Genomic DNA, 22,722 nt, shown 5'->3' on the forward strand with positions numbered 1-22,722 from the left:
AGGAGAGAGAAGATCGTGCCGGCGGGCACCCGGAGGTCGATGCCGTCGAGGACGGTCTTGTCCCCGTAGGACTTGCGCAGCCCGTGCGCCGCGATGGCCAGGTCGGTCATGAGGAGTTCCCCCTTGTTGCGAGTTGCGGGTTTACAGGCTGCGGGCGGTGATGTCGCCGTGCGAGGTGGTCGCGTGGATGTTCAGGCCGGCGGTGCCGTCGGCGTTCTTGAGCGCGTTGTGGATCCGGCCGTAGCTGGTGCCGGCGTCCAGCGAGGCGGAGACGCCGCGGGCGGCGCCGACCGAGATGTCGCCCTGCTGGGTGCTCAGCGTGACCGCGCCGCGCGCTGCCTCGGCGACCTGGATGTCGCCGCGCTGGGTGCTGATCTCCGCGGGGCCGGTCAGGCGGCCGACCGAGACGTCGCCGTCGTGCGAGCTGAGGCGGGCGCTCGCGGCCTCGTCGACCTTGACCGAGCGGTAGCCGCCCGTGAAGGCGACGTCGCCGAGCCGTCCGACGCCCCGGAACTCGGCGGCCTCCGCCTTCGCCTCGATGCGCGAGCCGGCGGGCAGTTTGACGGTCACCTCGACGGATCCGGAGTGGCCGAGGAGCCGGTTCTTCGCCTGCGGGGCCGTGATGCGCAGGACGCCCTCGCGGAAGGCGACCTCGATCTGCTCCGCCGTCCTCACGTCACGGCTCTTGCCGGGGTTCGCGGGCAGGACCTCGACCGTGGTGTCTCCGCGGTCGGCGGCGATGAACTGGATGCGTCCGGCGGGGATGTCGAGGACGGCGGAGATCGGGGCGGGGGTGGCGAACTTCTGCATCGTGGGCTCCTTGGGCTCGTCGTTTCTGACATGAGAAACGCTACGTTGCGTTCAAGGATCGAGCAACACGCTCGTTGCGCGTGAATCACGTTCCCGCAGGTGAAAGCCGAGAAATCGTTGCAGTGGCCTGGACGGCAACGCAATGCCGTTCATCTGTTGCGTTGCAATGGAATGAAGGTGAACGCTAGAGTGGCAACACCCAGGACCACGAAGGAGACCGCGATGCCCGGAGGCAGGCTCACGCAGCCCGAACGCCAGCAGATCGCGCTGGGCCTGGCCGACGGCCTCGCCTACGCCGAGATCGCCCGCCGCCTCGACCGCCCCACCTCGACCGTCACCCGCGAGGTCATGCGCAACGGCGGCCCCACCGCCTACCGCGCCGACCTCGCCCACCGCGCCACCGAGCGCCGCGCCCACCGGCGCAAGCCGGCCACGCCCCGCGACACGACGACGCCCCCGCAGCCCCACGGACGCGACGCCGCTGCGGTGCGCGAGTACGAGGAGACGCTCACCACCGTCTTCATGGCTTCGGGCACGCCCAAGATGATGGCCCGGGTGATGGCCTGCCTCTGCACCAGCGACGCGGGCAGCCTCACCGCATCCGAACTCGTCCAGCGCCTCCAGGTCAGCCCGGCGTCCATCTCCAAGGCGATCGCGTTCCTGGAGAGTCAGGACCTCGTCCGCCGGGACCGCGACGAACGCCGCCGCGAGCGCTACGCCATCGACGACGACGTCTGGTACCAGTCCATGATGTCCAGCGTCCGCTCCACCGCCCAGGTCGCCGAGACCGCACGCCAGGGCGTGGACATCCTCGTCCCCGGCACCCCGGCCGCCGTCCGCCTGGAGAACATCGGCCGCTTCCTCGACTTCGTCTCGGAGAGCCTCGCCCGCGCCGCGGACCAGGCCCGCGAAGTCCTCCACACGAAGTCCGGGACGGCACCGGACGGCAGCACGGCGGGGTGAGCGTGCCGAAGGGCGTGCGTCAGCGCCGCGTCAGCCGGGCCTGGCATCGTCGTACTCGTGAACGGCACCGCGGGACACCGCGGGGCCGGGAGCGAGGAGAGGTGCCCGGAGCGGCTTATCGGGGACCGGGGCAGCAGCCCGAGGTCGGACCCACACCAGGTCCACGCAGGTTCAAATCCTGCCCTCTCCGCCACGCACCGGGGGCCCGGCCGTGTCGCGCCGGGCGGGCAGCGCCCGGTGGCCGTCCGCCGCGTGGGCGAAGTGGTCCAGTGCCTGCCGCATCTCCCGCTCGGTCGGCTTGGCCGTCTGGTTGCCGTAGAGCCAGCGGCTGAGCCGGTGACGGAGCATCTCCTTGCGCAGGTTCGGGTTGGGGACGCCGTTCACCTCCGCGACGGGTGCCGGCAGGGGCCGGTAGTCCTCGCGGGCCAGCAGGGTGTACTCGCGCCCGCGGTCCAGCCGCTCGTGGACCTCGGCGAACTCACCGTGCGGCAGCCTCCTGAGGCGGCCGGTCTCGCGGCCGTGCAGGAGCGTGTCGCGGTCGCGCCGGGCCAGGCCCAGGCAGACCCTGCGGGTGACGGCGTACGCCAGCGCCGGGACGACGAGGACGCCGATGCGCACCGCCCACGTGATCTGGTTCAGGGACAGGTGGAACCGCTCGGCCAGGACGTCGTTGGCGCCGCCGAAGAACAGCACCAGGTACAGGGCGACGAAGGCGGTGACGAAGGCGGTGCGCGTGGGATGGTCGCGCGGCCTGTCCAGGAGGTGGTGCTCGCGCTTGTCGCCGGTGACCCAGGACTCCAGGAACGGCCACAGGGCGGCCACGGCCGTCATCAGCGTGGGCAGGACGACGGCGGGGACCAGGACGGCCATGTTCACGGTGTGGCCGGCGACACTGAACTCCCAGTCGGGCATGGCCCGCAGGGCGCCTTCGAGGAAGCCCATGTACCAGTCGGGCTGGGAGCCCTGGGATATCTGGTCGGGCCGGTAGGGGCCGTAGGTCCACACCGGGTTGATCTGGGCGATGCCCGCGAGCAGGCACAGCACACCGGCGATGAGGAAGAAGAAGCCGCCGGCCTTGGCCGTGTAGTGCGGGAACAGGGGCTGGCCGACGACGTTCTCCTCGGTGCGGGCCGGACCCCGGAACTGGGTGTGCTTGTGGTAGAAGACCAGGATCAGGTGCACGGTCAGCAGCGCCACGACGATGCCCGGGACGAGCAGGACGTGGAAGCCGTAGAAGCGGCCGATCACGAAGTGGCCGGGGAACTCGCCGCCGAACAGGAACATCGTCAGATACGTTCCGGCCAGCGGGATGGCGAGCGTGACACCCTCGGCGATGCGCAGGCCGGTGCCGGAGAGCAGGTCGTCGGGGAGCGAGTAGCCGACGAAGCCCTCCAGGGTGACCAGGACCAGGAGCACGAAGCCGATCAGCCAGTTGATCTCGCGCGGCTTGCGGAACGAGCCGGTGAGCAGGTGCCGCAGCGTGTGGGCGCACAGCGCGGCGATCATGACCAGGGCCGACCAGTGGTGCAGCTGGCGGATGAACAGACCGCCGCGCACCTCGAAACTGATGTGGACGGTGGAGGAATAGGCCTGCGACATCCGTACGCCCTGAAGCGGCACGTACGCGCCGTGGTAGGCGGTCTCGGTCATGCTCGGATCGAAGAACAGCGTCAGCCAGACGCCGGTCAGCAGCAGGACGACGAAGCTGTAGAGCGCGATCTCGCCGAACATGAAGGACCAGTGCTCGGGAAACACCTTCCGGATCAGGAACCGGAGGCTGTAGATCCCGAGCCGGCCGTCCGTCCAGTCGGCCATGCGCTCGCCCCGTGGCGCCGTGCCACGCCCGCTCCGTGGTGCTCTGCCGTTGGTGCTCATCCCCGCGCTCTCCCCTCGCGTGCCCACAGGCATCCGCTGTCGGCGGCGTTCACCGGGTCCCGATGCCGTAGGTGGTGCCGTCCGTGACGGCCTGGAGTTTGTCCGGGTTGGCCACGTTGTGCAGGGCGGTGATCCGGCCGTCGGCGTCGAAGTCGAAGGTGACGGTGGCGATGACACGCTCCGGGCCGCGGAAGACGATGCCCGTGCCTCCGTTGATCCGGACGAGTTCGGCCTTCATGTCGGCGGGCTCGATGCCCTGGTAGGTGACGGTGCCGATGGCCGCGAACCAGCCGGCCACGGTGGCGGCGCCCACGACCGGGCGCAGGGCCTGGCGGACCTTGCCGCCGCCGTCGGTCCACAGGGTGACGTCCGGGGAGAGCAGTTCCATCAGGGCGTTGACGTCACCGCCGGTCGTGGCGGCGAAGAACCGCTCGGTGACCTCGCGTTGCCGGGCCCGGTCGGCGGTGAAGCGCGGCCGCCTGGCCCGCACGTGCTCGCGGGCCCGGTGCGCGGCCTGCCGCACCGCGGCCTCGGAGCGCTCCACCGCCTCGGCGATCTCGGCGTGGCTGAAGTCGAAGACCTCCTTGAGCACGAACACCGCGCGCTCCAGCGGGCTGAGTGTCTCCAGCACCACCAGCATGCCCATCGACACCGACTCGGCGTCCACGGCGGACTCGGCGGGCCCCCCGTCGGTGACGATGGGCTCCGGCAGCCACGGCCCCACGTAGGTCTCCCGCTTGTGCCGGGTGGAGCGCAGCCGTTCCAGCGCCAGGTTCGACACGATCCGCGTCAAGTACGCCTTGGGGTCGGCCACTTGGGAGCGGTCCGCGGCGGACCATCTGAACCAGGCGTCCTGGACCGCGTCCTCGGCGTCGGCCGCGCTGCCGAGGAGGCGGTAGGCCACGGAGAACAGCAGGCCGCGGTGCTCGTGGAAGACCTGCTGGTCGGGGTCGGTGGCGGACAGGCCGGTCACTTGGTCCCCCGGATGCGGGTGAAGCGTCCGCCGCGGGGCCAGAGGGCGCCGGAGGCCGGCATCTTCTTCATACGGCCGTACGTCGGCCAGGGAGAGGCTGTCACCGCCTCCTTGTACCTGACCGCCAGGGCACCGGTCAGGCAGATCTTCCGGGGGCTGTCGTCGGGCCGGGTGAACTGCACGACGGCGTCACCGCGGCCCAGGCTGACCGGCGTGTGGTAGTAGCCGAACCGGAACGGCCGCGGCCCCTTGCCCCTGAGCGTGCGGTCGATGGACAGAGCGGCGTGCACTCCGGTCGGCATGCCGCCCTGGCAGGTGCCGTGCATGACGCCGTAGGCCTGACGGATCGCCGCCGCGTCGCCGATCGCGTACACCTCGGGGTGGGACACCGAGCGCAGCGTGGTGTCGGTGACGATGCGGCCGCGCTCGTCGACGTCCAGTCCGGCGGCGGCCGCGAGCGGCGGCACCCGGGTCCCGCTCGTCCACAGGACCGCGTCGGCGTCGAGGTGTTCCCCGCCCGCCAGTTCCACCGCGCCCGGCAGCACCTTCACCACCTCGGCGCCGGCGCGCACCCGCACGCCCAACCGGTCGAGCGCGGCGCGCAGATGGGCCCTGGCCCTCGGGTTCATCGCGGCACCGGGCTCGGTCCGGCCCAGCAGGACGACGTCCAGCTCAGGGTGCCGCTCGGCGATCTCCGCGGCCGACTCGACGCCGGTCAGGCCGCTGCCGACGACCGCCACGGTGCCGCTGCCGAGCCGCCCCAGCCGCTCGGCGAGCAGTTCGGCGTCCTGGGCACCGCTCAGGGTGTACGCGTGGTCCTCGGCCCCCGGCACCGCCGAGGTGTCCGCCGCGCTGCCGAGCCCGTACACCAGCGTGTCGTAGTGCAGGACCCGGTCGTCGTCGATGCGTACGGTCCGTGCCCCGGCGTCCACCGCCGTCACCCAGCCGCGCACGAACCGCGCGCCCGTGCCCTCCAGCAGCTCCGGGATGTCCAGCTCGGCGACCGGCTGCGCGGTCGCCGTCATGTGCAGCCGCATGCGTTCGGTGAACCGGTCCTGCGCGTTCACCACGGTGATCTCGGCCGCCGCCGCTCCCCCGCGTCCCCCGGTCCGGGCCGCGAGCTGGACGGCGGCCGCCAGGCCCGCGTATCCGGCCCCCAGGATCACCACGCGGTGCGCGGTCGCCCTCCCGCTCTCCTGCCGTGCGCTCATCGTCCCGTCCTCCTCGTGTCGTCAGCCGATGCCCACCAGACGCAAGCAGGCGACTCGGACGTGACATGGCTCGGATGTGACGTGCGACACAGGGGCGGGATCCGGTGCCCGGGAGCGGGGCCGGGGGTCGGTCAGGTGCGGGAGTCGATCAGGGCGTCGACGGCGTCGACGATCCGGTCGAGGCCGAATTCCAGGGGGTCGGTGTCGTCGTCGGGGCCGAAGGCGCCTTCGGCGACAGCCCTGGTCAGCGCCGGGTAGCGGTCGGCGTGCCGGGCGAGCAGCTCGGCGGTGAGCCGGTTCCACTCCCGGTCCTGCTCCTCGTCGTGGTCGCTCTGCTGCTGCGCGAGGTTGCGGACGAGCCCGATCAGCAGCAGGAAGACCTGGTGGCGCTGGGCGGCGCCGAGGCCGGTGGGTTCCAGGGCGGCAAGTGCCGCTTCGAGCCAGCTCAGTTGGTTCGGGCCCATCCGCTGCCGGCGCATCGCGGTGGCGGTGAGCAGCCAGGGGTGGGCCGCGTAGACGCGGGCGCACCGGCGGGCCCACTCGCGTACGGCGGCCCGCCAGTCGCCGTCCGGCGCCACGGCCGTGTCGGGGGCCGCCGCCAGCGCCGACTCCACCATCAGCTCGACGAGTTCGGTCCTGCCGGGGACGTACCGGTACAGGGCCATCGCGGAGAGACCGAAGCCCGCGGCGACCTTGTTCATGGAGAGGGCGTCCAGCCCGTCGGTGTCCGCGAGTTCGACGGCGGCGGCGGCGATCCGCTGCGGGGTGAGGCTCGGCTTGGGGCCCCGGGTGGGCGGCCCCTGCTCGCCCCACAGCAGGGCGAGGCTCGCTCGCGGATCGCGCTGCCTGTGCTGCTCCCTGGCGTTCCGGCCGGCCATGGGCCCTCCCTTTCGACGTGCGCGCCTCGACGTCTGCTCGCGCGACTCCTGTCCCCGCCCGACAACTGTATATGTCGTAAGCACATCGGCGCATCAGCGGTCCCGTACGTCCGGCATCAGGCACCCGCGTGTGCGGCTCCCGCGCCGGCCGGCGGTCCGCGCCGGTCCCGTCCGGATTCTTTCTGGAAATTCGCTGGAACCCCGCCGGAAATTCGCTGGATCCCCGTTGGAGATCCGCGGTCGATTCCGGTCCCGTCCCGTGTCCGTACGGACTGGCTGATTTTCCCGGTGTGCCGGTTGGGTGCACCGAGCATCAAATATCGAGGAAGCACGGAATCACGGACTCCACCCCCCACGACCAAGCAATTGTGAGGCGAACCGAACCCATGACGCACTCCGCGACGAACCCGGGGATTCAGGACCCCGGCGGCCTCGACGCTCCCGTCCCCTTCCCGCAACCCCGCGGCTGCCCGTACCAGCCGCCCGCCGGCTACGCCCCGCTGCACGCGTCCCATCCGCTCGGCCGGGTCACGCTCTGGGACGGACGGGCGGCCTGGGCCGTGACCGGGCACGGGCTGGCCCGCGACCTGCTCGCCGACCCGCGCCTGTCCTCCGACCGCGCCAGGCCCGGATTCCCGGCGCCGTCCGAGCAGTTCGCCAAGGTCAGGTCGCGCGGTGTGAAGCTGATCGCCGTCGACGACCCCGAGCACAACGCCCAGCGCCGCCTGCTGATCCCGCACTTCACACTGAAGCGGAACGCCTCGCTGCGCCCGCGCATCCAGCAGATCGTGGACCAACTGCTCGACACGATGGAGCGCCAGGGCTCCCCCGCGGACCTGGTCCGGGCCTTCGCCCTGCCGATGCCGTCCATGGTGATCTGCACCCTGCTGGGCGTGCCGTACGGCGACCACGAGTTCTTCGAGGAGTGCTCCCAGCGGCTGCTGTCCGGCGAGACGGTGGAAGAGGTCGCCGCCGCCAGGGCGGAACTGGAGCGGTACCTGGGCGAGTTGGTCGACCGCAAGCGCGGCGAGCCGGGCGAGGGGCTGATCGACGAGCTGATCCGCGTGGACACCCCGGAGGGTCCCCTGGACCGCGAGGAGCTGGTCGGGCTCGCGGAGCTGCTCCTCGCGGCGGGGCACGAGACGACGGCCAACATGGTCTCGCTCGGCGTGCTGACGCTGCTGAGCCATCCCGAGCAGCTGGCGGCGCTGCGGTCCGGTGAGACGTCGAGGACCGTCGTGGTGGAGGAGCTGCTGCGGTATCTGTCGGTCTCGAACTGGATCCTGCGGGTGGCGGCCGAGGACATCGAGGTGGCCGGCCGGACGATCCGGGCCGGCGAGGGCGTGATCTTCATGACCGCGCTCATCAACCGGGACGGCGGGTTCTTCCCGCAGCCGGAAGGCCTCGACTGGGACCGTTCCGCGCGCCACCATCTGGCGTTCGGCTTCGGGGCCCACCAGTGCCTCGGCCAGAATCTCGCACGCATGGAACTGGAGATCGCGCTGGGCTCCCTCTTCGAGCGGCTGCCCGGGCTCCGGCTCGCGGTCCCGCCCGAGGAGATCCGCCCCAAGCCCGCGAACTCGACGATCGCGGGCCTGCTCGAACTGCCCGTGCAGTGGTGAGCGCCATGCGGATCCAGGTCGACAGGGAGCGGTGCGTGGGCGCGGGCATGTGCGCGCTGACGGCGCCGGACGTGTTCACCCAGGACGACGACGGGTTCAGCGAGATACTCCCCGGCCGCGAGGCGGCCGCCGCGGACCACCCGATGGTCGGGGAGGCGGTGCGGGCCTGCCCGGTGAGCGCGGTGTCGTTGCACGGCACGGACTGAAAGCGTTCTCCGAAATATCCCTCGGCAGTGGTGAGTTGAGCGTCGGCCGTTCTTGACATTCGTTTCGCGGACATGGCCATCATGGCGCTCACTATTCGCCGGAATTCTGCTGTGGAGATTTTCATGCCGAGGGATGAAAAAACACACCGGCCAGGTGGGCTCGTCGAGCGGCACTCCATCGATTTCATACCCGACAGCGAGCGGCACGGCAGGCCGTCCGGTCTTTTCTCGCTCTGGTTCGCCGCCAATCTGCAGATCAGCGCGGTGGTGACCGGATCGCTTGCCGTGGTGTTCGGGCTCGACGCACTGTGGTCCCTGGTGGCGCTGCTGGCGGGCAATCTGCTGGGCGGGACGGTCATGGCGTTGCACGCCGCCCAGGGGCCGCGGCTCGGGCTGCCGCAGATGATCTCCTCCCGGGCCCAGTTCGGGGTACGGGGCGCGGTGGTGCCGCTGGTCTGCTCGGTCACGATGTACATCGGGTTCTTCGCGAGCGGCAGCGTGCTCGCCGGGCAGGCCGTGGGCCACCTCGCGCACACCGGCGAGACGGCCGGCATCGTCGTCTTCGCCGTGGCCACCGCGGTGACGGCGGCGGTCGGCTACCGGATGATCCACCGGGTCGGAAAGATCGCGGCGGCGGTGGGTGCCGTCGCCTTCCTCTACCTGGGCGTGCGGATGGCGCACGCCGCGCCGCTGGGGACGATCCTGGCCGCGCACCACTTCTCGGCGCCGCTGTTCCTGCTGGCCATGTCCCTGTCCGCCTCGTGGCAGCTGGGATTCGGCCCGTACGTCGCGGACTCCTCCCGCTATCTGCCGCGCGAGACCCGGCCGCGCTCGGTGTTCTGGGCGACGCTGGGCGGCAGTGTGCTCGGCGCGCAGTGGTCCATGGGCTTCGGGGCGCTGGCGGCCGCCTGGCACGGCGGCGGGGACGGCGACGAGGTCGGTCGCGTCGTCGGCATGGGCGGCTCGGCGGCCGTCACCCTGCTGCTGTACTTCGCCGTCGCCTTCGGGAAGCTGACGGTCAACGTGCTCAACACCTACGGCGGCTTCATGAGCGTGATCACCGGGATCAGCGGCTTCCGCCGGCTCGGCCCGGTCGGTCCCCGCGCCCGGGCCCTGTACGTCGGCGCCATCATGCTCACCGGCACGACGCTGGCGCTGCTGGGACGGGGGCACTTCCTGGAGTCGTTCTCGACCTTCCTGCTGTTCCTGCTGATCTTCTTCACACCCTGGAGCGCGATCAACCTGGTCGACTTCTATCTGCTGTCCAGGGAGCGGTACGACATCGCGGCGCTGTCCGACCCCCGTGGCCGCTACGGCGCGTGGAACGTACGGGCACTGACCACCTACACGATCGGCGTCCTGGCCCAACTGCCGTTCCTGTCCAGCGAGTTGTACACCGGGCCGCTGGTCTCCCGGCTCGGCGGCGCGGACGTCTCGTGGATCGTGGGCCTGGTGCTGCCGGCCCTCGTGTACCGGCTCGTCGCCAGGCGTGACCAGGGCACCGTCCCCGGGGGAAAGGACGGTGCCCTGGAGTCTGCGGTGCCGCGGCCCGTGGAGGTCAGGAGCCGCTAGGCGTGTACCGGGTGCGCAGCCAGGCGGCGAGCACGGTCAGGGGTACGGCCGTGGCGGCCGCGAGGAGGAACAGCTGCTGGTAGTGGCCGTGCTGGGCGAGCGGTCCGCCGAGGCCCGAGCCGATCGCGCTGCCGACGAACAGGGAGGCCACGAACAGCGCGACCGCGGTGCCGCGGGCCGCGGGCACCAGCGTGGTGGCCCAGTTCTGCAGCGAGGAGTGGAAGAAGGACCAGCCGCCGCCCAGCAGGATCGCGGCCGCGCCGATCCCCCACACGTTCAGACCGGCGGAGGCGACGAGGAAGCCGCCCGCCATCATCACGCCGCCCGCGGCCAGCAGCGACCACGCCGGGCGCATCGCCACCCGCTTCAGCAGCCGGGAGAAGCCCAGGGTGCCCGCGCCGTAGAGGGCGGTCACGCCGCCCGCGCCCAGCGCGCCGATCCCCCGGTCCTCCAGGGCGGGGGCCAGGAAGGTGAAGCAGCCCAGCAGCACCGCGCCCTCGACCAGGCCGAAGGCCATGACCAGCCAGGACCAGCGCAGCCGCAGCACCGAGGCGAGCTGTTCGGTCGGCCTGCGCAGGGTGGCGTCGGTACGGGACTCGGACAGGCCGCGCATGCCGACGACCGTGATCGCGGCCAGGACGGCGGACAGCGCGAGCATCACGCGCCAGCTGAACAGGGCGGCCACCGCGCCGGCGACCAGGGTGGCGGCCGCGGTGCCGATGGCGAGTGCCACTTGCAGGTCCGACAGGGCCCGTTGGCGTACGGCCGCGGGGACGGTGTCACCGACGTACGTCAGGGAGGCGGGGACCACCGCCCCGAAGAACGCTCCGGTGACGATCCTGAGGATCACGAGCACGGTCAGGGTCGGGGCGGCCGCGGACGCCAGCCCGCACACCACCGCGGCGCACAGCGTGAAGCGGATGACCCGCATGCGCCCGTAGCGGTCGGACAGCATGCCCCACACCGGCTGGGCGCACCCGTACGCGAAGAAGTAGCCGCTCGCGACCAGCACGACCTGGCCGAGCCGGACATGGAATCCGGTGGCGATGGCCAGCAGCAGGGGGGTGATGGCGAATCGGTCGAAGTTGCTGAGGAAGCAGGCCACGGCGAGCGCCGGTGGCACCCGCGCCGCGGTCTGCGGCTTCGGTGGCGAGTCGGCCCGCGCGCTCGGCGGCAGGGCGGCTCCGGTCGTCTCGGGCTGTACGTCGTGGGACATCGCAGGGCCTTTCCACGGAACGCGAACAGGTGATCCGACCCAAGCGTCGGCCGCCGGCGGGCGGACAGCCAGGAGACAAAAACTCACAGGCTCGTGAGCGCGTACGCCGCCGCGTCCGTTCAACCGCCCATAAAGAACACTTGAACAAGCGCGGAGCTCTTTTCACGGAAATACGGAATGGCGTTCATGACCCCATTGCGCCGTGGCCGAGTCGAATGGGGTCGGCGCCGGTGATTCCGGGACGGCCGGCGTGCGGCTGTTAACCTGTGCCGATGGCAGCCATGACGGATTCCGGTGACACCGGCCGCCGTACGCTCGGGGCGTTCGTGAGGTCACGGCGCGAGCGCCTGTCACCCGACGAGGTGGGAATCTCCGACTTCTCGCGCCGCCGGACTCCCGGGCTGCGCCGCGAGGAGGTCGCCTCGCTGGCCGGGGTGAGTCTGAGCTGGTACACGTGGCTGGAACAGGGCCGGGACATCAAGGTCTCGCGCCAGGTTCTCGCCTCGCTCGCGCGGGCCCTGAGACTCTCCGCGCCGGAGATCCGGCACCTGTACCGGCTCAGTGACGAACTGCCCCCGGACCTCGGCGAGGTGCGCGGCTGTCCCGTCCGCGACGAGCAGCTCGAAGCCATGCTGGACGCCCTGCAGCCCAACCCGGCGGTGCTGCTGGACCACCACTGGGACGTCGTGGCCTGGAACCGGGCGGAGGCGGCGCTCTTCACGGACTTCGGCGCACTGCCGGCCGCGCGCCGCAACATGCTGTGGGTCATCTTCGGCTGGCCGCCCGCGCGTTCGCTGATGACGGACTGGGAGGCCCAGGCCACCCAGGTGCTCGCCCAGTTCCGGATGCGCGCCGACGAGGAGCCCGCGGACCCCCGTTACGCGGCGGTGGTGGCCGATCTGCTGGCCCACACCCCGGACTTCGCCCGGCACTGGCAGCGGCACGACGTCGCCGACTACCGGACCGTCCACAAGCACTTCGCGCACCCGAGGGCCGGCCGGCTCACCCTGCGCCAGTCGAAGCTGATCGCCGCGGACGACCCGCGCATCCATCTGCTGGCCCGCTTCCCGGCCGACGAGGCGACGAAGGACGCGCTCCTCCGGCTGAGCTGACACGGCGAAGGCCCCCTCGGCCGGTCGTACGGTCGAGGGGGCCGGGGCGCGGGCCGGGTCACTGCTCGTGCAGGAACTCCCGGATCGGGTAGCCGACATGACGCTGGTCGGTGAGTGCGTAGCCGAGGATGACGTCGCCCGGCTTCAGCTCGGTGATGTTGTGGACGCTGCCGCCGGGGCCGAGCACCCGCACATGCCAGTCGTCCTGGGCGATCACGTTCACCGTGGCGCCCGAGGGCGACTCCGCCTCGATCAGCAGCATCGGGCGGCTCTCCATCTTGATCCGGCCGACCACGACCCGCCGGGTCCTGCCGTCGGTGTCCACGGCCAGCAGCTCGGAGCCGGAGCGCAGTTCGGCGAGGTAGCGGGTGCGGTTGGCCGGCGTGAGGCTGTAGGAGTGCAGCGCGGCCGCGTTCACCCGGAAGGGGCGGGTCGGCATGTACGGCAGCGGGTGGGTCTCGCTGCTCACCAGGATCATGCCCGTGGCGTGCGAGCCGACCAGGATCCCCTCGTTCTGCCGGAAGTGGGTGCAGGTGTCCACGCACACCCGGTCGCCCAGGCCCACATGGGCCAGCCGGGTCACCGTCAGCTCCTCCAGCTGGAGCTGCTCGGTGCTCTCTTGGCAGATGTCGGTGAGCGCGGTCGCCTCGCCCACCGCGGCGGGCCGCAGCAGGACGCCCTCGGGCCCGCGCTCCAGCACGGTGAGGGTGATCTCGGCGTCCTCCAGGTCGGTCACCACGGTGATCAGCTTGCCCTCGGCCTTGTCGGTGGCGCCGAGCAGGATCTCCAGGGGAATCTTGCTGGGGTCCTGCTGGAACTCCACCACCGTCCAGGCGGCGCTCGCCGCCACCGTGCAGGCCACGTCGAGCGACTCCTCGCCGGTGACGGTGACGAACACGCCCTTCTCCGCGTCGGGCGAGGCGGGTTCGTACTGCCCGGCCAGGGTGTGGTCGACGATCAGGAGGTCGGCGGTCTGGGCCAGCTTCTCGGCCGCGGGCTTCGGGGTGTCCGGGAGTATCAGGCCGACTTTGCGCTTGCTCGGCGGGATCGAGGCGAGCAGTTCGGGGTCGTCGGAGACGAACCCGTCCACGCCGACGTGCACGGCCTCCTCGATCACGGGGGTGGCGATGTCCTTCAGACCGCGGACGTCGATCCAGGTGAGCTTCACTGCGAACTCCTCGGCATGGTCGGTCAGATCTGGACTGGCTCGGGCAGGGGTGCGGGGCGTACCGGTGCGGCGGGGGCGGGAGCGCTGTCGCCGCCGCGGGCCGCGGCCGGCTGGTGCAGGGCATCGGCGACCAGGCGCACGGAGGCCGCGACGTCGGGCGAGGCCCATACGTTGCGGCCCATGGCCACGCCGAGCGCGCCGGAGGCGACGACCTCGCCGACGGTCCGGGTCAGCTGCCGGTCGCCCACCGGGGCACCGCCGGCGGTGATGACGCCGATCGGGCAACTGCGGACGACCTCCGCCATCGTGACCGGTGAGCCGGTGTAGGGGACCTTCGCGATGTCCGCGCCGATGTCGGCGGCGAGGCTCGCGGCGTGCGCCACCAGCTCGGGGTCGGTCGGGTCGCTCACCCGGGGCCCGCGCGGATAGACCATGGCGATCAGCGGCAGACCCCAGCGGCTGCAGCCGTCGGCGGCCCGGGCCAGGTCGCCCAGTTGCTCGGCCTCGGTGTCGGAGCCCATGTTGATGTGGATGCTGACCGCGTCGGCCCCCCGCTCCAGGGCCTCCTCGACCTCGGCGAGGCGGACCTTGGCATTGGCGTCGGGGGCGTGCCGGGTGATGCCGTTGAGGTGGACCACGAGGGCCGTGCCGCGCAGGACGTCGCCCGGCAGGAACCGGATGCGGCCCTTGTGGACCAGCAACGCGTCGCCGCCGTTGCGGGACACCGCGCGGGCGATGTCACGAAAGGCGGGCGCGGAGGCGACCGGGCCGTCGGCGACCGAGTGGTCGAGAGGCACCACGAAGGTCCGGCCGGAGACCGGATTGATGAGGCGGCTCAGCCGCAGGCTCTTTCCGGAGGAGTGGTGGACCACTTCCATGGGGATTCCTCTCACGCCGGATGCGACCACGTGGCGCATGGAGGCCGTCGCGGTGACAGATGGTTGGGAGAACGCCCCGGAACTGCGGGCAGGAGGGTGCCTGATCGACGGGACGTCACTTAAGGAAGTCGTAATGATTCGGGAATGTCAAGTCGCAATCCACAAGGCCGAGTAGAGCAGCAGGACTCGATTGACAGGGCGCTTGTCGCACGTATTGTTGGTGGCCGCCGAATTGCGCCCACCGATATTTCAGGAGTGCTCGATGAGTGCGTTTCCGCAGAACTACTGGTATGTGGCCGCCTGGAGCAGGGAGGTGGGCCGGGAACTGCTCGGCCGGACGATATGCGGCGAGCCGGTCGTGCTCTACCGCGGCCGTGACGGAGCGCCCGTGGCCCTCGCGGACCGCTGTGTGCACCGCCGTTACCCGCTGTCGCTGGGCCGGCTCCAGGACGACTCCATCGAGTGCGGCTACCACGGCTTCGTCTTCGACTGCTCCGGTACCTGCACCTTCGTACCGGGCCAGGACCGGGTGCCGCGCACCGCGCGGGTGCCGCGGTACCAGCTGGTGGAGCGCGACCGGTGGATCTGGATCTGGATCGGCGACCAGAGCAAGGCCGACCCGGACCTGGTGCCGGACGCGCACTGGCTGGACGACCCCGCGTGGGCGTCGGTCGAGGACATGGCGCACTCGCCGTTCCGCTACGGCCTGCTGGTGGACAACCTCATGGACCTGTCCCACGAGACGTATCTGCACGCCGGCCTGATCGGCACGCCGGAGATCGCCCGCACCCCGTTCACCACCCGCGTCGACCAGGAGCGCGACCGGATCGAGTTCTCCCGCCACATGGAGGCCGTGGCGTGCCCGCCCTTCTACGAGAAGACCACCGGGTACGCCACGCCGATCGACCGCTGGCAGGACGTGTACTTCCAGCCGCCGGCGTTCTGGGTGAACAACGTCCGGGTCGCCCCGCACGGCACACCGGTCGGCCCGAACGGCGACGAGGGCGGCGCGCACGTGAAGATCCTGCACGGGCTCACCCCCGAGACCGAGCACAGCACGTGGGACTTCTGGGCGGTGGTCCGCGACTTCGCCCTGGACGACGCGTCCGTCGGCCAGGCGCTGCTGACGATGAACCAGGAAGTGGTGCAGCAGGACCTGGACGCCCTGACCGTCCTGGAGCAGGTCGTGGCCAGCGAGCCGCCGGGGACGCAGGAGCTGAGCGTCGCGATCGACGCGGGCGGCCTCGCGGCGCGCGAGATGATCCGCAAGATCAGCCGGTAACCGGTCCGCGAGGAGTCCCGGAGGCGAAGGACATGGCCGACGACACGTTCGAGGTCCTGATCAGCGAGCGGACCGAACTCGCCGCGGGCGTACTGGGCCTGGAGCTGGTGGCCGCCGACGGCGGCGCACTGCCCGCCGCGGCGCCCGGAGCCCATGTCGACCTGCTGCTGCCGTCCGGGCTCGTACGCCCGTACTCGCTGTGCGGCCGGGGCGAGCGGCCCGGCGCCTGGCGCATCGCCGTCCTGCGCGAGCCCGACGGGCGCGGCGGGTCGGCGGAGCTGCACGACAAGGCCGAGGTGCACATGCGGCTGCGGGCCACCGGCCCCCGCAACCGGTTCCCCCTGCTGCCCGCCGACGACCTGCTGTTCATCGCGGGCGGCATCGGCATCACCCCGCTGCTGCCCATGCTCGCCGCGGCCGAGCGCGACGGCGTCCGCTGGCGGCTGGCCTACGGCGGCCGGACCAGGGCGTCCATGGCGTTCCTGCCCGAACTCGCGGTCTACGGCGACCGCGTCACGGTCGTGCCGCAGGACGAGTGCGGACTGCTCGACATCGCCGGACTGCTCTCCGAGGCGCCGGCGGGCGCGCGCGTCTACGCCTGCGGTCCCGAGCCGCTGCTGGAGGCCGTGCGGGAGCGCTGTGCCGCCCTGCCCCGGCTGACGCTGCACACCGAGCGGTTCGCGGCCGCCGCGGCTCCCGGCGCCGTGCGGGCGGGAGCGGACACCGGCTTCGAGGCCGTGCTGCGGCGCAGCGGCAGGTCGGTGCTCGTGCCCGCCGGCACCTCGGTGCTCAGGGCGGTGCGGGACGCGGGGGTGGCGGTGCTGGCCTCGTGCGAGGAGGGCACCTGCGGCACCTGTGAGACCACCGTGCTGGGCGGCACCCCGGAACATCGCGACAGCCTCCTGACCGAGGAGGAGCGCGCGGCCGGCGACCTGATGCTCATCTGCGTCTCCCGCTCCCGCGGCCCCCGTCTGGTGCTGGATCTGTGAGCCGGCCGGGCGGCCGGCGCCGCAGGGCGGCCAGTTGGGCCAGCACGATGCCGAGGAGCATCAGCAGGGATCCGGCCAGCTGCGGCGGTGTCAGCACCTCGCCGAGCACCAGGTAGGCGAGGACGGCTCCGGCCACCACCTCAAGGGTGAGCATCAGACTGGCCGAGGTCGGCGGCAGCCGGCGCTGCGCCGCGACCCCGAGCGCCAGCCCGCCGGCCATGCCGATCACGCCCACCCAGATCACCAGCGCCCACACCGGAAGGGACCAGCCGCTCAGCGCGGTCTCGCGGCGGAGCGCGTCGAAGGGGAAGGGTTCGAACAGGCCCACGAGGGTGAGGGCGGCGGCGCCCACGGCGGTGCCCCATGCCGACATCACGAGCGGTTCGTAGACGCGCAGGCCCCGTTCGGCGAGGAGGAAGCGGCCGGCCAGGGTCAGCGCGGCCAGCAGGGCCAGCGCCAGGCCGGCCCGGTCGAGGCCGCCGCCGGAGGACCAGACCCGCCCGGTCAGCGCGAGACCGGCGAGGGTGAGGGCGATGCCCACCCACACCAGGCCGGAGAGCCGCTTTCGCTGCACGAGCCGCACCCAGAGGGCGACCAGCACCGGGGACAGGTACTCCACCAGCAGTGCGATGCCCACGGGGAGCCGGGTCAGGGCCATGGTGAAGGCGACCTGGTTCAGGGCGAGGCTGACCGTGCCGTACAGCAGGACCAGCCACCAGTCGCGAGCCCTGATCCGCAGGCGGCCGCGGTGCACGGCCGCGGCGGTGAGCAGGAGCAGCGCGGCGCCCACGACCGCCCGGGCCTGGATGATGTTGACCGCGGACAGACCGGCGGCGCCCAGGGCCTTCAGCGCGGGGGCCGCGCCGCCCATCGCGACGGCAGCGGCGACCGCCAGGGCGATACCGGGGAGGATTCCGCCGCTCCCGTGCCCGCCGGGGGCGCGCACGGGAGACGGGGATGTACCGCCGTGTTGCTTCGGAGCCGCCACCGCGCTGTCGTGTCCTTCGTCTTCTCGTCCGTGTGTGCTTCGTCGCCCGCGTGGGCCGGGTCAGCCGGCGGCCACGGAGGTGAGCCGGCGGGCCGTGGTCACGAAGGTGTCGTCCAGCTTGTCGACGGTGTCGATGCCCAGTTGCAGCAGGGAGTCGTCGAACTCGGCCTGCAGGAGGGCCAGTACGCGCTCCACGCCCTGCCGGCCGCCGAGTCCGAGGCCCCACAGATAGGGCCTGCCGATGCACACGGCCCGTGCGCCGAGCGCGATCGCCTTCGCGAGGTCGGTCCCGGAGCGGACGCCGCCGTCGAGCAGCACCGGATGGTCGTCCGGTACGGCTTCGACGACCGAGCGGAGGGCGAACAGGGCGGGTACGACGCCGTCCAGCTGGCGGCCGCCGTGGTTGGAGACGATGGTCGCGTCCATGCCCAGGTCGACGCAGCGCCGGACGTCGGCCGGCCGCAGCACGCCCTTGACCAGCAGCGGCAGCCGGGTCCGGCCGCGGATCCACTCCAGGTCGGCCCAGGTGACGGGGAGTTTCTCGTGCCGTCCGCTGACCGGCGGGTCGCCCCGCAGGATGCCCAGCGTGCGCAGGGTGCCGTAGTCGACTCCCGGGGGCAGCCGGTACCCGGCGCGCAGGGTGGTCAGCCGGCGCGCCGCGAACGACGCGTCGACGGTGACCACGATGGCCGAGGCCCCGCACTCCTCGGCGTACGCCAGGGTGGCCTCGACGTCGGTGCGGGAGCGGTACGGGAACAGCTGGAACCAGGTGCGTCCCGGCGCCGCCCCTGCGATGTCGGCGTAGGGGAAGTGCGAGTCGGTGCTGACGATCGAGAGCAGGCCGTGGCGGACCGCCGCGCGTGCGGTGGCCAGTTCGGCGTCCGGATGCACCAGCCGCTGCGGGCTCGTGGGGGCGAGCAGGAGGGGCATGGCGAGGGTGTGGCCCAGCAGCGTGACCGACGTGTCGAGTGCGTGCGGGCCGTCGTGCAGTCCTCGCGGCTGCAGCCACACCTCGCCGAAGGCGGCCGTGTTGGCCGCGACCACGCCGTCCGAACCGGCCCCGCCCGCCACGTACTGGGCGATGGGCCGGTCCGCCTCGGCCATCCACCGCTGCTCGAAGTCGGCGAGCGAGAGCAGCGCGTCGAGTTCGGTCACCGGTGTCTCCTGTCGGTTCACCAGATGCCGTCGATGGCCGGGATCGGCGGGATGACGCGTGATCCGTCCATCATCTGCAGCACCGGGCGGGGAAGGGAGCCGATGGAGTAGAACCGGCGCAGCCACCGGTCCTGTCCGTCGTAGCGGGGGGTGAACGCCGACCGTCCGTGCGCCGCGACGTGGTTGTCCAGCAGGGCGCAGTCGCCCGGCTGCATGATCACCTCGTGGCAGACCTCCTCCAGCGCCTCGGCCAGCGCGCGCAGTGCGACGCGGCCCGCCTTGCCGAGGGAGACCGTGTTGTGCGAGTTGAAGCGCATGAACGGCTTGTCGGCGGCGCCGAAGACGACCGGGTGGGGGCCGGCCGGCGCGGGTTCCACGGTGCTGTCCCGGGTGAAGGAGCCCGGGTAGTTGCTGTAGAACCGGCACTGGCGCAGCGCGTCCAGCGTCTCCGGTTTGAGCAGCTCGACGGCTTCCCGGATGGAGGCGATGCGGGTCGCGGCGACCTTGTCGTGGTCCTGGCGCAGACAGATCAGGCCGATGAAGTCCGGGCGCAGCGCATGGTGGACGTTCTCGATGTGGAAGTCGAAGGCCACCGATCCGGAGCCTTCGATCCGCGTCTCCTCGCCGGGCAGCGGCTGCACGTTGTGGACCAGTTCGCCGTTCTTCTCGTCGGCATAACCGATCATGGTGCCGAGCGTCTCGGCGATGATCATGCCCAGGCCGGCCGTGCCGTGGCCCGGCAGGGTCGCGGGTTCGCCGCCGGAGTGGGTGGGCGGGAGCCGGCCGACCTCCAGGCCGCGCAGCAGCATGAAGCCCGTCCTGCCCGAGTCCTCGCCGAAGCGCAGCACCGCCTGCCGTACCCGCTCGGGCAGGGCGTCGGCGCCGACGGCCTCGGGACCTCGGTGCACGATGTGTTCGGCACGGTCCCACAGGACGGAGCGTTCTCGATCAGTGAGTTCCAGTAACGGCGCAGTCATCGGACCCCTCGCAATTCCCCTGCTCTGACCGGCAGGTGATCGACCACTGGTGCTCCTGGTGCCATGCCGCTGATGTGTGAAAGCGACGTGCTGGCCGCCCCAATTTGAAAACCGACCATGTGGTTTTGTCAACCAGATAAAAACCGACTGTCCGGTTGCCTTTTGTGATCGGCCTGACTACCGTCGGCTGGCGGCGGGGCGCCACAGGGGTGCGCCGACGCGGAGGGGAAGGCCATGGCACGCTTATCACCCGTTCTCAAACAGGCGACGCCGGTGACCGTCAGCCATGCCAGAGGGCTCGACGTGTACGGGGAGGACGGACAGCGGTATCTGGACTTCACCGCGGGCATCGGGGTCACCAGCACGGGACACTGCCACCCCGCGGTGGTGAGCGCGATCGCGCAGCAGGCCGGCAAGCTGATCCACGGTCAGTACGTGACGGTCCGGCACCGTCCGCTGCTCGACCTGTGCGAGCGGCTGGGACAGGTGCTTCCGGCACCCCTGCAGTCCCTGTTCTTCGCCAACTCCGGCAGTGAGGCCATGGAGTCGGCGCTGCGGCTGGCCCGGCAGGCCACGGGGCGTCCCAACGTCATCGTGTTCCACGGCGGCTTCCACGGCCGCACGGTGGGCGCCGCCTCGCTGACCACGTCGAGCCCCCGGTTCCGTACGGGCTACGCGCCGCTGATGAGCGGGGTGCACATCGCGCCGTTCCCGGCCGCCTACCGGTACGGCTGGAGCGAGGAGGTGGCCACCCGGTTCGCCCTCCAGGAACTCGACTTCCTCCTGGCGACGGTGACCGCCCCCGAGGACACCGCGGCCCTCATCGTGGAACCGGTGCTGGGCGAGGGCGGGTTCGTCCCGGCCAACACCGCCTTCCTGCACGGCCTGCGCGAGCGCGCCGACCGCCACGGCTTCCTGCTGGTGATGGACGAGGTGCAGACCGGGTTCGGCCGCACCGGACGGTTCTGGGGGCACCAGCACTTCGGTGTCGAGCCGGACATCCTGGTCGCAGCCAAGGGCATGACCAGCGGGCTCCCGCTGTCCGTGATGGCCACCTCGGAGAAGCTGATGCTCGCGGCGCCCGCCGGCTCCCAGGGCGGGACGTACGGCGGCAACGCGGTGGCGTGCGCCGCCGCGCTCGCCACCCTGGACGTCATCGACCAGGAGGAGCTGGTGGCGAACGCGGCCCGCCAGGGCCGCACCCTCGCCGAGGGCCTCGCACGCATCGCGGCCGACCACGGCGTCACCGGTGACGTCCGCGGGCTCGGCCTCATGCTCGGCTGGGAGTTCTCCGACGCCCAGGGGCGGCCGGACTCCGCCCGGGCGCTCCGCGTCCAGCAGGAGGCCATCTCCCAGGGGCTGCTGCTCCAGATCGGCGGACCGCTGCGCAACGTGCTGCGCCTGCTGCCCGCGCTGACGGTGAGCGACGACCAGGTCGACGAGGCGCTGCGCGCGCTGTCCCGTGCCGTCCTCGCGGCCACCGGGTCCGCGCACGCGGGCCGGACGAAGGAGCGGGCATGACCGTCAAGGCCGGCACAACGCGCATGCGGATGCGGGCGGTTCCCGGAGCGCGGCTGGCCGGGCTGCCGCAGGTGCAGCGGCTGGGGGCCGACGTCCGCCGGGACATCGAGGTGGTCAGCTCGGTCCTGCCGTTCAAGGTCAACAACTACGTCCTCGACGAGCTGATCGACTGGGACCGGGCGCCGGACGATCCCCTCTACCGGCTCACCTTCCCGGACCGCGGCATGCTGCCGGAGCCGGTCTACGACGAGGTCGCCGCGCTGCTCGACCGGAACGCCGGCCGGGAGGAACTGCGCGCGGCGGTCGACCGGGCGCGGCTGCGGCTCAATCCGCATCCCGGAGACCAGCTGCAGGCCAATGTGCCCCAGGGGGAGGACGGGGCGCTGGGCGGCCTGCAGCACAAGTACCGGGAGACCGTGCTGGTCTTTCCCGGACAGGGCCAGACCTGCCACGCCTACTGCGGATACTGCTTCCGCTGGGCCCAGTTCATCGGCGTACCGGAACTGAAGCAGGCCGTGTCCGGGCCGGAGCAGGCGCTCGGTTACCTCGCGGGACACCCGGAGGTCTCGGACGTGCTGTTCACCGGCGGGGACCCGATGATCATGTCCACGGAGCGGCTGCGGGCCTACCTCACCCCGCTCATGGACCCCCGCTTCGAGCACATCCGCAACATCCGCTTCGGCACCAAGGCGCTGTCCTACTGGCCGTACCGGTTCACCACCGACGACGACGCGGACGAGCTGCTGCGGCTCCTGGAGCGGGCCACCGCGCTGGGCAGGCACATTGCCGTGATGGCGCACTTCTCCCACCCCCACGAGCTGGAGACCGAGGCCTGCCGGCGGGCCGTACGGCGCATCCGGGAGACCGGCGCGGTCATCCGGGCGCAGGCGCCCCTGGTACGGCACGTCAATGACGACCCGTCGGTGTGGGCGCGGATGTGGCGGACGATGACCGGCCTCGGTGTGGTGCCCTACTACATGTTCGTGGAGCGGGACACCGGCGCCAGCCAGTACTTCGAGGTGCCGCTGCACCGGGCGGTGTCCGTGTACCGCGACGCGATCTCCTCGGTCTCCGGGCTGGAGCGCACCGCGCGCGGGCCGGTGATGTCCGCCTCGCCCGGCAAGGTGGTGATCGACGGCGTCGTCCGGATCGCCGGCCAGGACACGTTCTGCTGCCGGTTTCTGCAGGCACGCGATCCCAGCTGGGTGGCACGGCCGTTCTTCGCGAAGTTCGACGAGCACGCGGTGTGGTTCGACGACCTCAAACCCGCCTTCGACGAGCCGTGGTTCTGGCAGACGGAAGGCTGAACGGTGCGAGCGACGTGAC

General features: G+C 71.7%; 20 protein-coding genes, 1 tRNA gene and 1 pseudogene. 10 read left to right on the forward strand and 12 right to left on the reverse strand.

All coding sequences use genetic code 11. The features are described 5' to 3' along the window. Positions 1 to 110 (reverse strand): annotated as a pseudogene (locus tag ACFC8N_RS24900) (ABC transporter); the annotation flags it as partial. 31 nt (positions 111 to 141) lie between these two features. Further along, on the reverse strand, positions 142 to 810 hold the full coding sequence (locus tag ACFC8N_RS24905; RefSeq protein WP_376289867.1) for a DUF4097 family beta strand repeat-containing protein: 669 nt from the start codon (positions 808 to 810) through the stop codon (positions 142 to 144). Positions 811 to 1,032: 222 nt separating this feature from the next. Here ACFC8N_RS24905 and ACFC8N_RS24910 point away from each other — a divergent pair, with 222 nt between their 5' ends. Then, positions 1,033 to 1,773 carry a helix-turn-helix domain-containing protein gene (locus ACFC8N_RS24910; protein WP_362823672.1) on the forward strand — a complete coding sequence of 247 codons (741 nt, stop codon included), beginning with the start codon at positions 1,033 to 1,035 and terminating at the stop codon, positions 1,771 to 1,773. Positions 1,774 to 1,868: 95 nt separating this feature from the next. After that, a tRNA-Cys gene (locus tag ACFC8N_RS24915) sits at positions 1,869 to 1,966 on the forward strand. On the opposite strand, the gene ACFC8N_RS24920 is transcribed toward ACFC8N_RS24915, so the two are convergent. The 4 genes from ACFC8N_RS24920 to ACFC8N_RS24935 all read right to left on the reverse strand — a co-directional run bounded on the left by ACFC8N_RS24920 (position 1,945) and on the right by ACFC8N_RS24935 (position 6,710). Continuing rightward, positions 1,945 to 3,648 (reverse strand): cytochrome bc complex cytochrome b subunit, encoded by a 1,704-nt coding sequence (locus ACFC8N_RS24920; RefSeq protein ID WP_376289870.1) that lies wholly within the window; start codon positions 3,646 to 3,648, stop codon positions 1,945 to 1,947. The genes ACFC8N_RS24915 and ACFC8N_RS24920 overlap by 22 nt on opposite strands. 49 nt (positions 3,649 to 3,697) lie before the next feature. Then, the gene (locus tag ACFC8N_RS24925; RefSeq protein WP_376289872.1) at positions 3,698 to 4,621 is read right to left on the reverse strand and encodes an RNA polymerase sigma-70 factor; all 924 of its coding nucleotides are present in this window, start codon (positions 4,619 to 4,621) and stop codon (positions 3,698 to 3,700) included. Continuing rightward, complete coding sequence (locus ACFC8N_RS24930) at positions 4,618 to 5,832, reverse strand: NAD(P)/FAD-dependent oxidoreductase (RefSeq protein WP_376289875.1); 1,215 nt, start codon at positions 5,830 to 5,832, stop codon at positions 4,618 to 4,620. Before ACFC8N_RS24930 ends, ACFC8N_RS24925 begins: the two co-directional genes overlap by 4 nt. Before the next feature lie 131 nt (positions 5,833 to 5,963). After that, entirely contained in the window at positions 5,964 to 6,710 is a 747-nt protein-coding gene (locus tag ACFC8N_RS24935) for a TetR/AcrR family transcriptional regulator (RefSeq protein ID WP_376289877.1), read from the reverse strand. Between the two features lie 386 nt (positions 6,711 to 7,096). On the opposite strand from ACFC8N_RS24935, the gene ACFC8N_RS24940 reads away from it, so the two are divergent. From ACFC8N_RS24940 to ACFC8N_RS24950, 3 genes are all read left to right on the forward strand, one after another. Continuing rightward, positions 7,097 to 8,332 carry a cytochrome P450 gene (locus ACFC8N_RS24940; protein ID WP_376289880.1) on the forward strand — a complete coding sequence of 412 codons (1,236 nt, stop codon included), beginning with the start codon at positions 7,097 to 7,099 and terminating at the stop codon, positions 8,330 to 8,332. A gap of 5 nt (positions 8,333 to 8,337) precedes the next feature. Next, the gene (locus tag ACFC8N_RS24945) at positions 8,338 to 8,538 is read left to right on the forward strand and encodes a ferredoxin (RefSeq protein WP_356029598.1); all 201 of its coding nucleotides are present in this window, start codon (positions 8,338 to 8,340) and stop codon (positions 8,536 to 8,538) included. Between the two features lie 123 nt (positions 8,539 to 8,661). After that, positions 8,662 to 10,110 (forward strand): cytosine permease, encoded by a 1,449-nt coding sequence (locus ACFC8N_RS24950; RefSeq protein WP_362823677.1) that lies wholly within the window; start codon positions 8,662 to 8,664, stop codon positions 10,108 to 10,110. On the opposite strand, the gene ACFC8N_RS24955 is transcribed toward ACFC8N_RS24950, so the two are convergent. Then, a complete protein-coding gene (locus ACFC8N_RS24955) occupies positions 10,097 to 11,326 on the reverse strand; it encodes an MFS transporter (protein WP_356029602.1) in 1,230 nt (409 codons plus the stop codon). The two genes, ACFC8N_RS24950 and ACFC8N_RS24955, sit on opposite strands and share 14 nt — an antisense overlap. Positions 11,327 to 11,598: 272 nt before the next feature. On the opposite strand from ACFC8N_RS24955, the gene ACFC8N_RS24960 reads away from it, so the two are divergent. Next, positions 11,599 to 12,438 (forward strand): helix-turn-helix transcriptional regulator, encoded by an 840-nt coding sequence (locus ACFC8N_RS24960; RefSeq protein ID WP_356029603.1) that lies wholly within the window; start codon positions 11,599 to 11,601, stop codon positions 12,436 to 12,438. Positions 12,439 to 12,496: 58 nt separating this feature from the next. On the opposite strand, the gene ACFC8N_RS24965 is transcribed toward ACFC8N_RS24960, so the two are convergent. Together ACFC8N_RS24965 and ACFC8N_RS24970 are read right to left on the reverse strand one after the other, a co-directional pair. Next, positions 12,497 to 13,606 carry a 3-dehydroquinate synthase II family protein gene (locus ACFC8N_RS24965; RefSeq protein ID WP_362823679.1) on the reverse strand — a complete coding sequence of 370 codons (1,110 nt, stop codon included), beginning with the start codon at positions 13,604 to 13,606 and terminating at the stop codon, positions 12,497 to 12,499. A gap of 23 nt (positions 13,607 to 13,629) precedes the next feature. Next, positions 13,630 to 14,484 carry a 2-amino-3,7-dideoxy-D-threo-hept-6-ulosonate synthase gene (locus ACFC8N_RS24970; protein ID WP_356029607.1) on the reverse strand — a complete coding sequence of 285 codons (855 nt, stop codon included), beginning with the start codon at positions 14,482 to 14,484 and terminating at the stop codon, positions 13,630 to 13,632. Between the two features lie 262 nt (positions 14,485 to 14,746). Between ACFC8N_RS24970 and ACFC8N_RS24975 the strand changes: the two genes are divergently transcribed. Both ACFC8N_RS24975 and ACFC8N_RS24980 read left to right on the forward strand, forming a co-directional pair. Next, positions 14,747 to 15,766 (forward strand): aromatic ring-hydroxylating dioxygenase subunit alpha, encoded by a 1,020-nt coding sequence (locus tag ACFC8N_RS24975; protein WP_362823680.1) that lies wholly within the window; start codon positions 14,747 to 14,749, stop codon positions 15,764 to 15,766. 32 nt (positions 15,767 to 15,798) lie between these two features. Then, positions 15,799 to 16,755, forward strand: coding sequence for a PDR/VanB family oxidoreductase (locus ACFC8N_RS24980; protein ID WP_356029610.1), 957 nt, complete (start codon positions 15,799 to 15,801; stop codon positions 16,753 to 16,755). Here ACFC8N_RS24980 and ACFC8N_RS24985 read toward each other — a convergent pair. The 3 genes from ACFC8N_RS24985 to ACFC8N_RS24995 all read right to left on the reverse strand — a co-directional run bounded on the left by ACFC8N_RS24985 (position 16,706) and on the right by ACFC8N_RS24995 (position 19,875). Then, positions 16,706 to 17,701 carry a DMT family transporter gene (locus ACFC8N_RS24985; protein WP_376289886.1) on the reverse strand — a complete coding sequence of 332 codons (996 nt, stop codon included), beginning with the start codon at positions 17,699 to 17,701 and terminating at the stop codon, positions 16,706 to 16,708. The genes ACFC8N_RS24980 and ACFC8N_RS24985 overlap by 50 nt on opposite strands. 102 nt (positions 17,702 to 17,803) lie before the next feature. Continuing rightward, the gene (locus ACFC8N_RS24990) at positions 17,804 to 18,898 is read right to left on the reverse strand and encodes an alpha-hydroxy acid oxidase (RefSeq protein ID WP_376289889.1); all 1,095 of its coding nucleotides are present in this window, start codon (positions 18,896 to 18,898) and stop codon (positions 17,804 to 17,806) included. 17 nt (positions 18,899 to 18,915) lie between these two features. After that, positions 18,916 to 19,875, reverse strand: coding sequence for a TauD/TfdA family dioxygenase (locus tag ACFC8N_RS24995; RefSeq protein ID WP_356029614.1), 960 nt, complete (start codon positions 19,873 to 19,875; stop codon positions 18,916 to 18,918). A gap of 234 nt (positions 19,876 to 20,109) precedes the next feature. Between ACFC8N_RS24995 and ACFC8N_RS25000 the strand changes: the two genes are divergently transcribed. Then, a complete protein-coding gene (locus ACFC8N_RS25000) occupies positions 20,110 to 21,396 on the forward strand; it encodes an aspartate aminotransferase family protein (RefSeq protein WP_376289891.1) in 1,287 nt (428 codons plus the stop codon). Continuing rightward, positions 21,393 to 22,703: a lysine 2,3-aminomutase gene (locus ACFC8N_RS25005; RefSeq protein WP_356029617.1), complete on the forward strand. Its 1,311-nt coding sequence runs from the start codon at positions 21,393 to 21,395 to the stop codon at positions 22,701 to 22,703. Before ACFC8N_RS25000 ends, ACFC8N_RS25005 begins: the two co-directional genes overlap by 4 nt. The last annotated feature ends 19 nt before the right edge of the window (positions 22,704 to 22,722 follow it).

It is taken from the genome of Streptomyces sp. NPDC055966 (genome assembly GCF_042269865.1).
Taxonomy (GTDB): Bacteria; Actinomycetota; Actinomycetes; order Streptomycetales; family Streptomycetaceae; genus Streptomyces.

Excerpts from the sequence above, each read along its gene's own strand:
- ACFC8N_RS25005 (WP_356029617.1), top strand. The coding sequence starts at position 21,393 with ATGACCGTCAAGGCCGGCACAACGCGCATGCGGATGCGGGCGGTTCCC.
- ACFC8N_RS25000 (WP_376289891.1), top strand. The coding sequence starts at position 20,110 with ATGGCACGCTTATCACCCGTTCTCAAACAGGCGACGCCGGTGACCGTC.
- ACFC8N_RS24920 (WP_376289870.1), bottom strand. The coding sequence starts at position 3,648 with ATGAGCACCAACGGCAGAGCACCACGGAGCGGGCGTGGCACGGCGCCA.
- ACFC8N_RS24905 (WP_376289867.1), bottom strand. The coding sequence starts at position 810 with ATGCAGAAGTTCGCCACCCCCGCCCCGATCTCCGCCGTCCTCGACATC.
- ACFC8N_RS24930 (WP_376289875.1), bottom strand. The coding sequence starts at position 5,832 with ATGAGCGCACGGCAGGAGAGCGGGAGGGCGACCGCGCACCGCGTGGTG.
- ACFC8N_RS24995 (WP_356029614.1), bottom strand. The coding sequence starts at position 19,875 with ATGACTGCGCCGTTACTGGAACTCACTGATCGAGAACGCTCCGTCCTG.
- ACFC8N_RS24980 (WP_356029610.1), top strand. The coding sequence starts at position 15,799 with ATGGCCGACGACACGTTCGAGGTCCTGATCAGCGAGCGGACCGAACTC.
- ACFC8N_RS24970 (WP_356029607.1), bottom strand. The coding sequence starts at position 14,484 with ATGGAAGTGGTCCACCACTCCTCCGGAAAGAGCCTGCGGCTGAGCCGC.
- ACFC8N_RS24945 (WP_356029598.1), top strand. The coding sequence starts at position 8,338 with ATGCGGATCCAGGTCGACAGGGAGCGGTGCGTGGGCGCGGGCATGTGC.
- ACFC8N_RS24910 (WP_362823672.1), top strand. The coding sequence starts at position 1,033 with ATGCCCGGAGGCAGGCTCACGCAGCCCGAACGCCAGCAGATCGCGCTG.
- ACFC8N_RS24950 (WP_362823677.1), top strand. The coding sequence starts at position 8,662 with ATGCCGAGGGATGAAAAAACACACCGGCCAGGTGGGCTCGTCGAGCGG.
- ACFC8N_RS24975 (WP_362823680.1), top strand. The coding sequence starts at position 14,747 with ATGAGTGCGTTTCCGCAGAACTACTGGTATGTGGCCGCCTGGAGCAGG.
- ACFC8N_RS24960 (WP_356029603.1), top strand. The coding sequence starts at position 11,599 with ATGGCAGCCATGACGGATTCCGGTGACACCGGCCGCCGTACGCTCGGG.
- ACFC8N_RS24955 (WP_356029602.1), bottom strand. The coding sequence starts at position 11,326 with ATGTCCCACGACGTACAGCCCGAGACGACCGGAGCCGCCCTGCCGCCG.
- ACFC8N_RS24935 (WP_376289877.1), bottom strand. The coding sequence starts at position 6,710 with ATGGCCGGCCGGAACGCCAGGGAGCAGCACAGGCAGCGCGATCCGCGA.
- ACFC8N_RS24940 (WP_376289880.1), top strand. The coding sequence starts at position 7,097 with ATGACGCACTCCGCGACGAACCCGGGGATTCAGGACCCCGGCGGCCTC.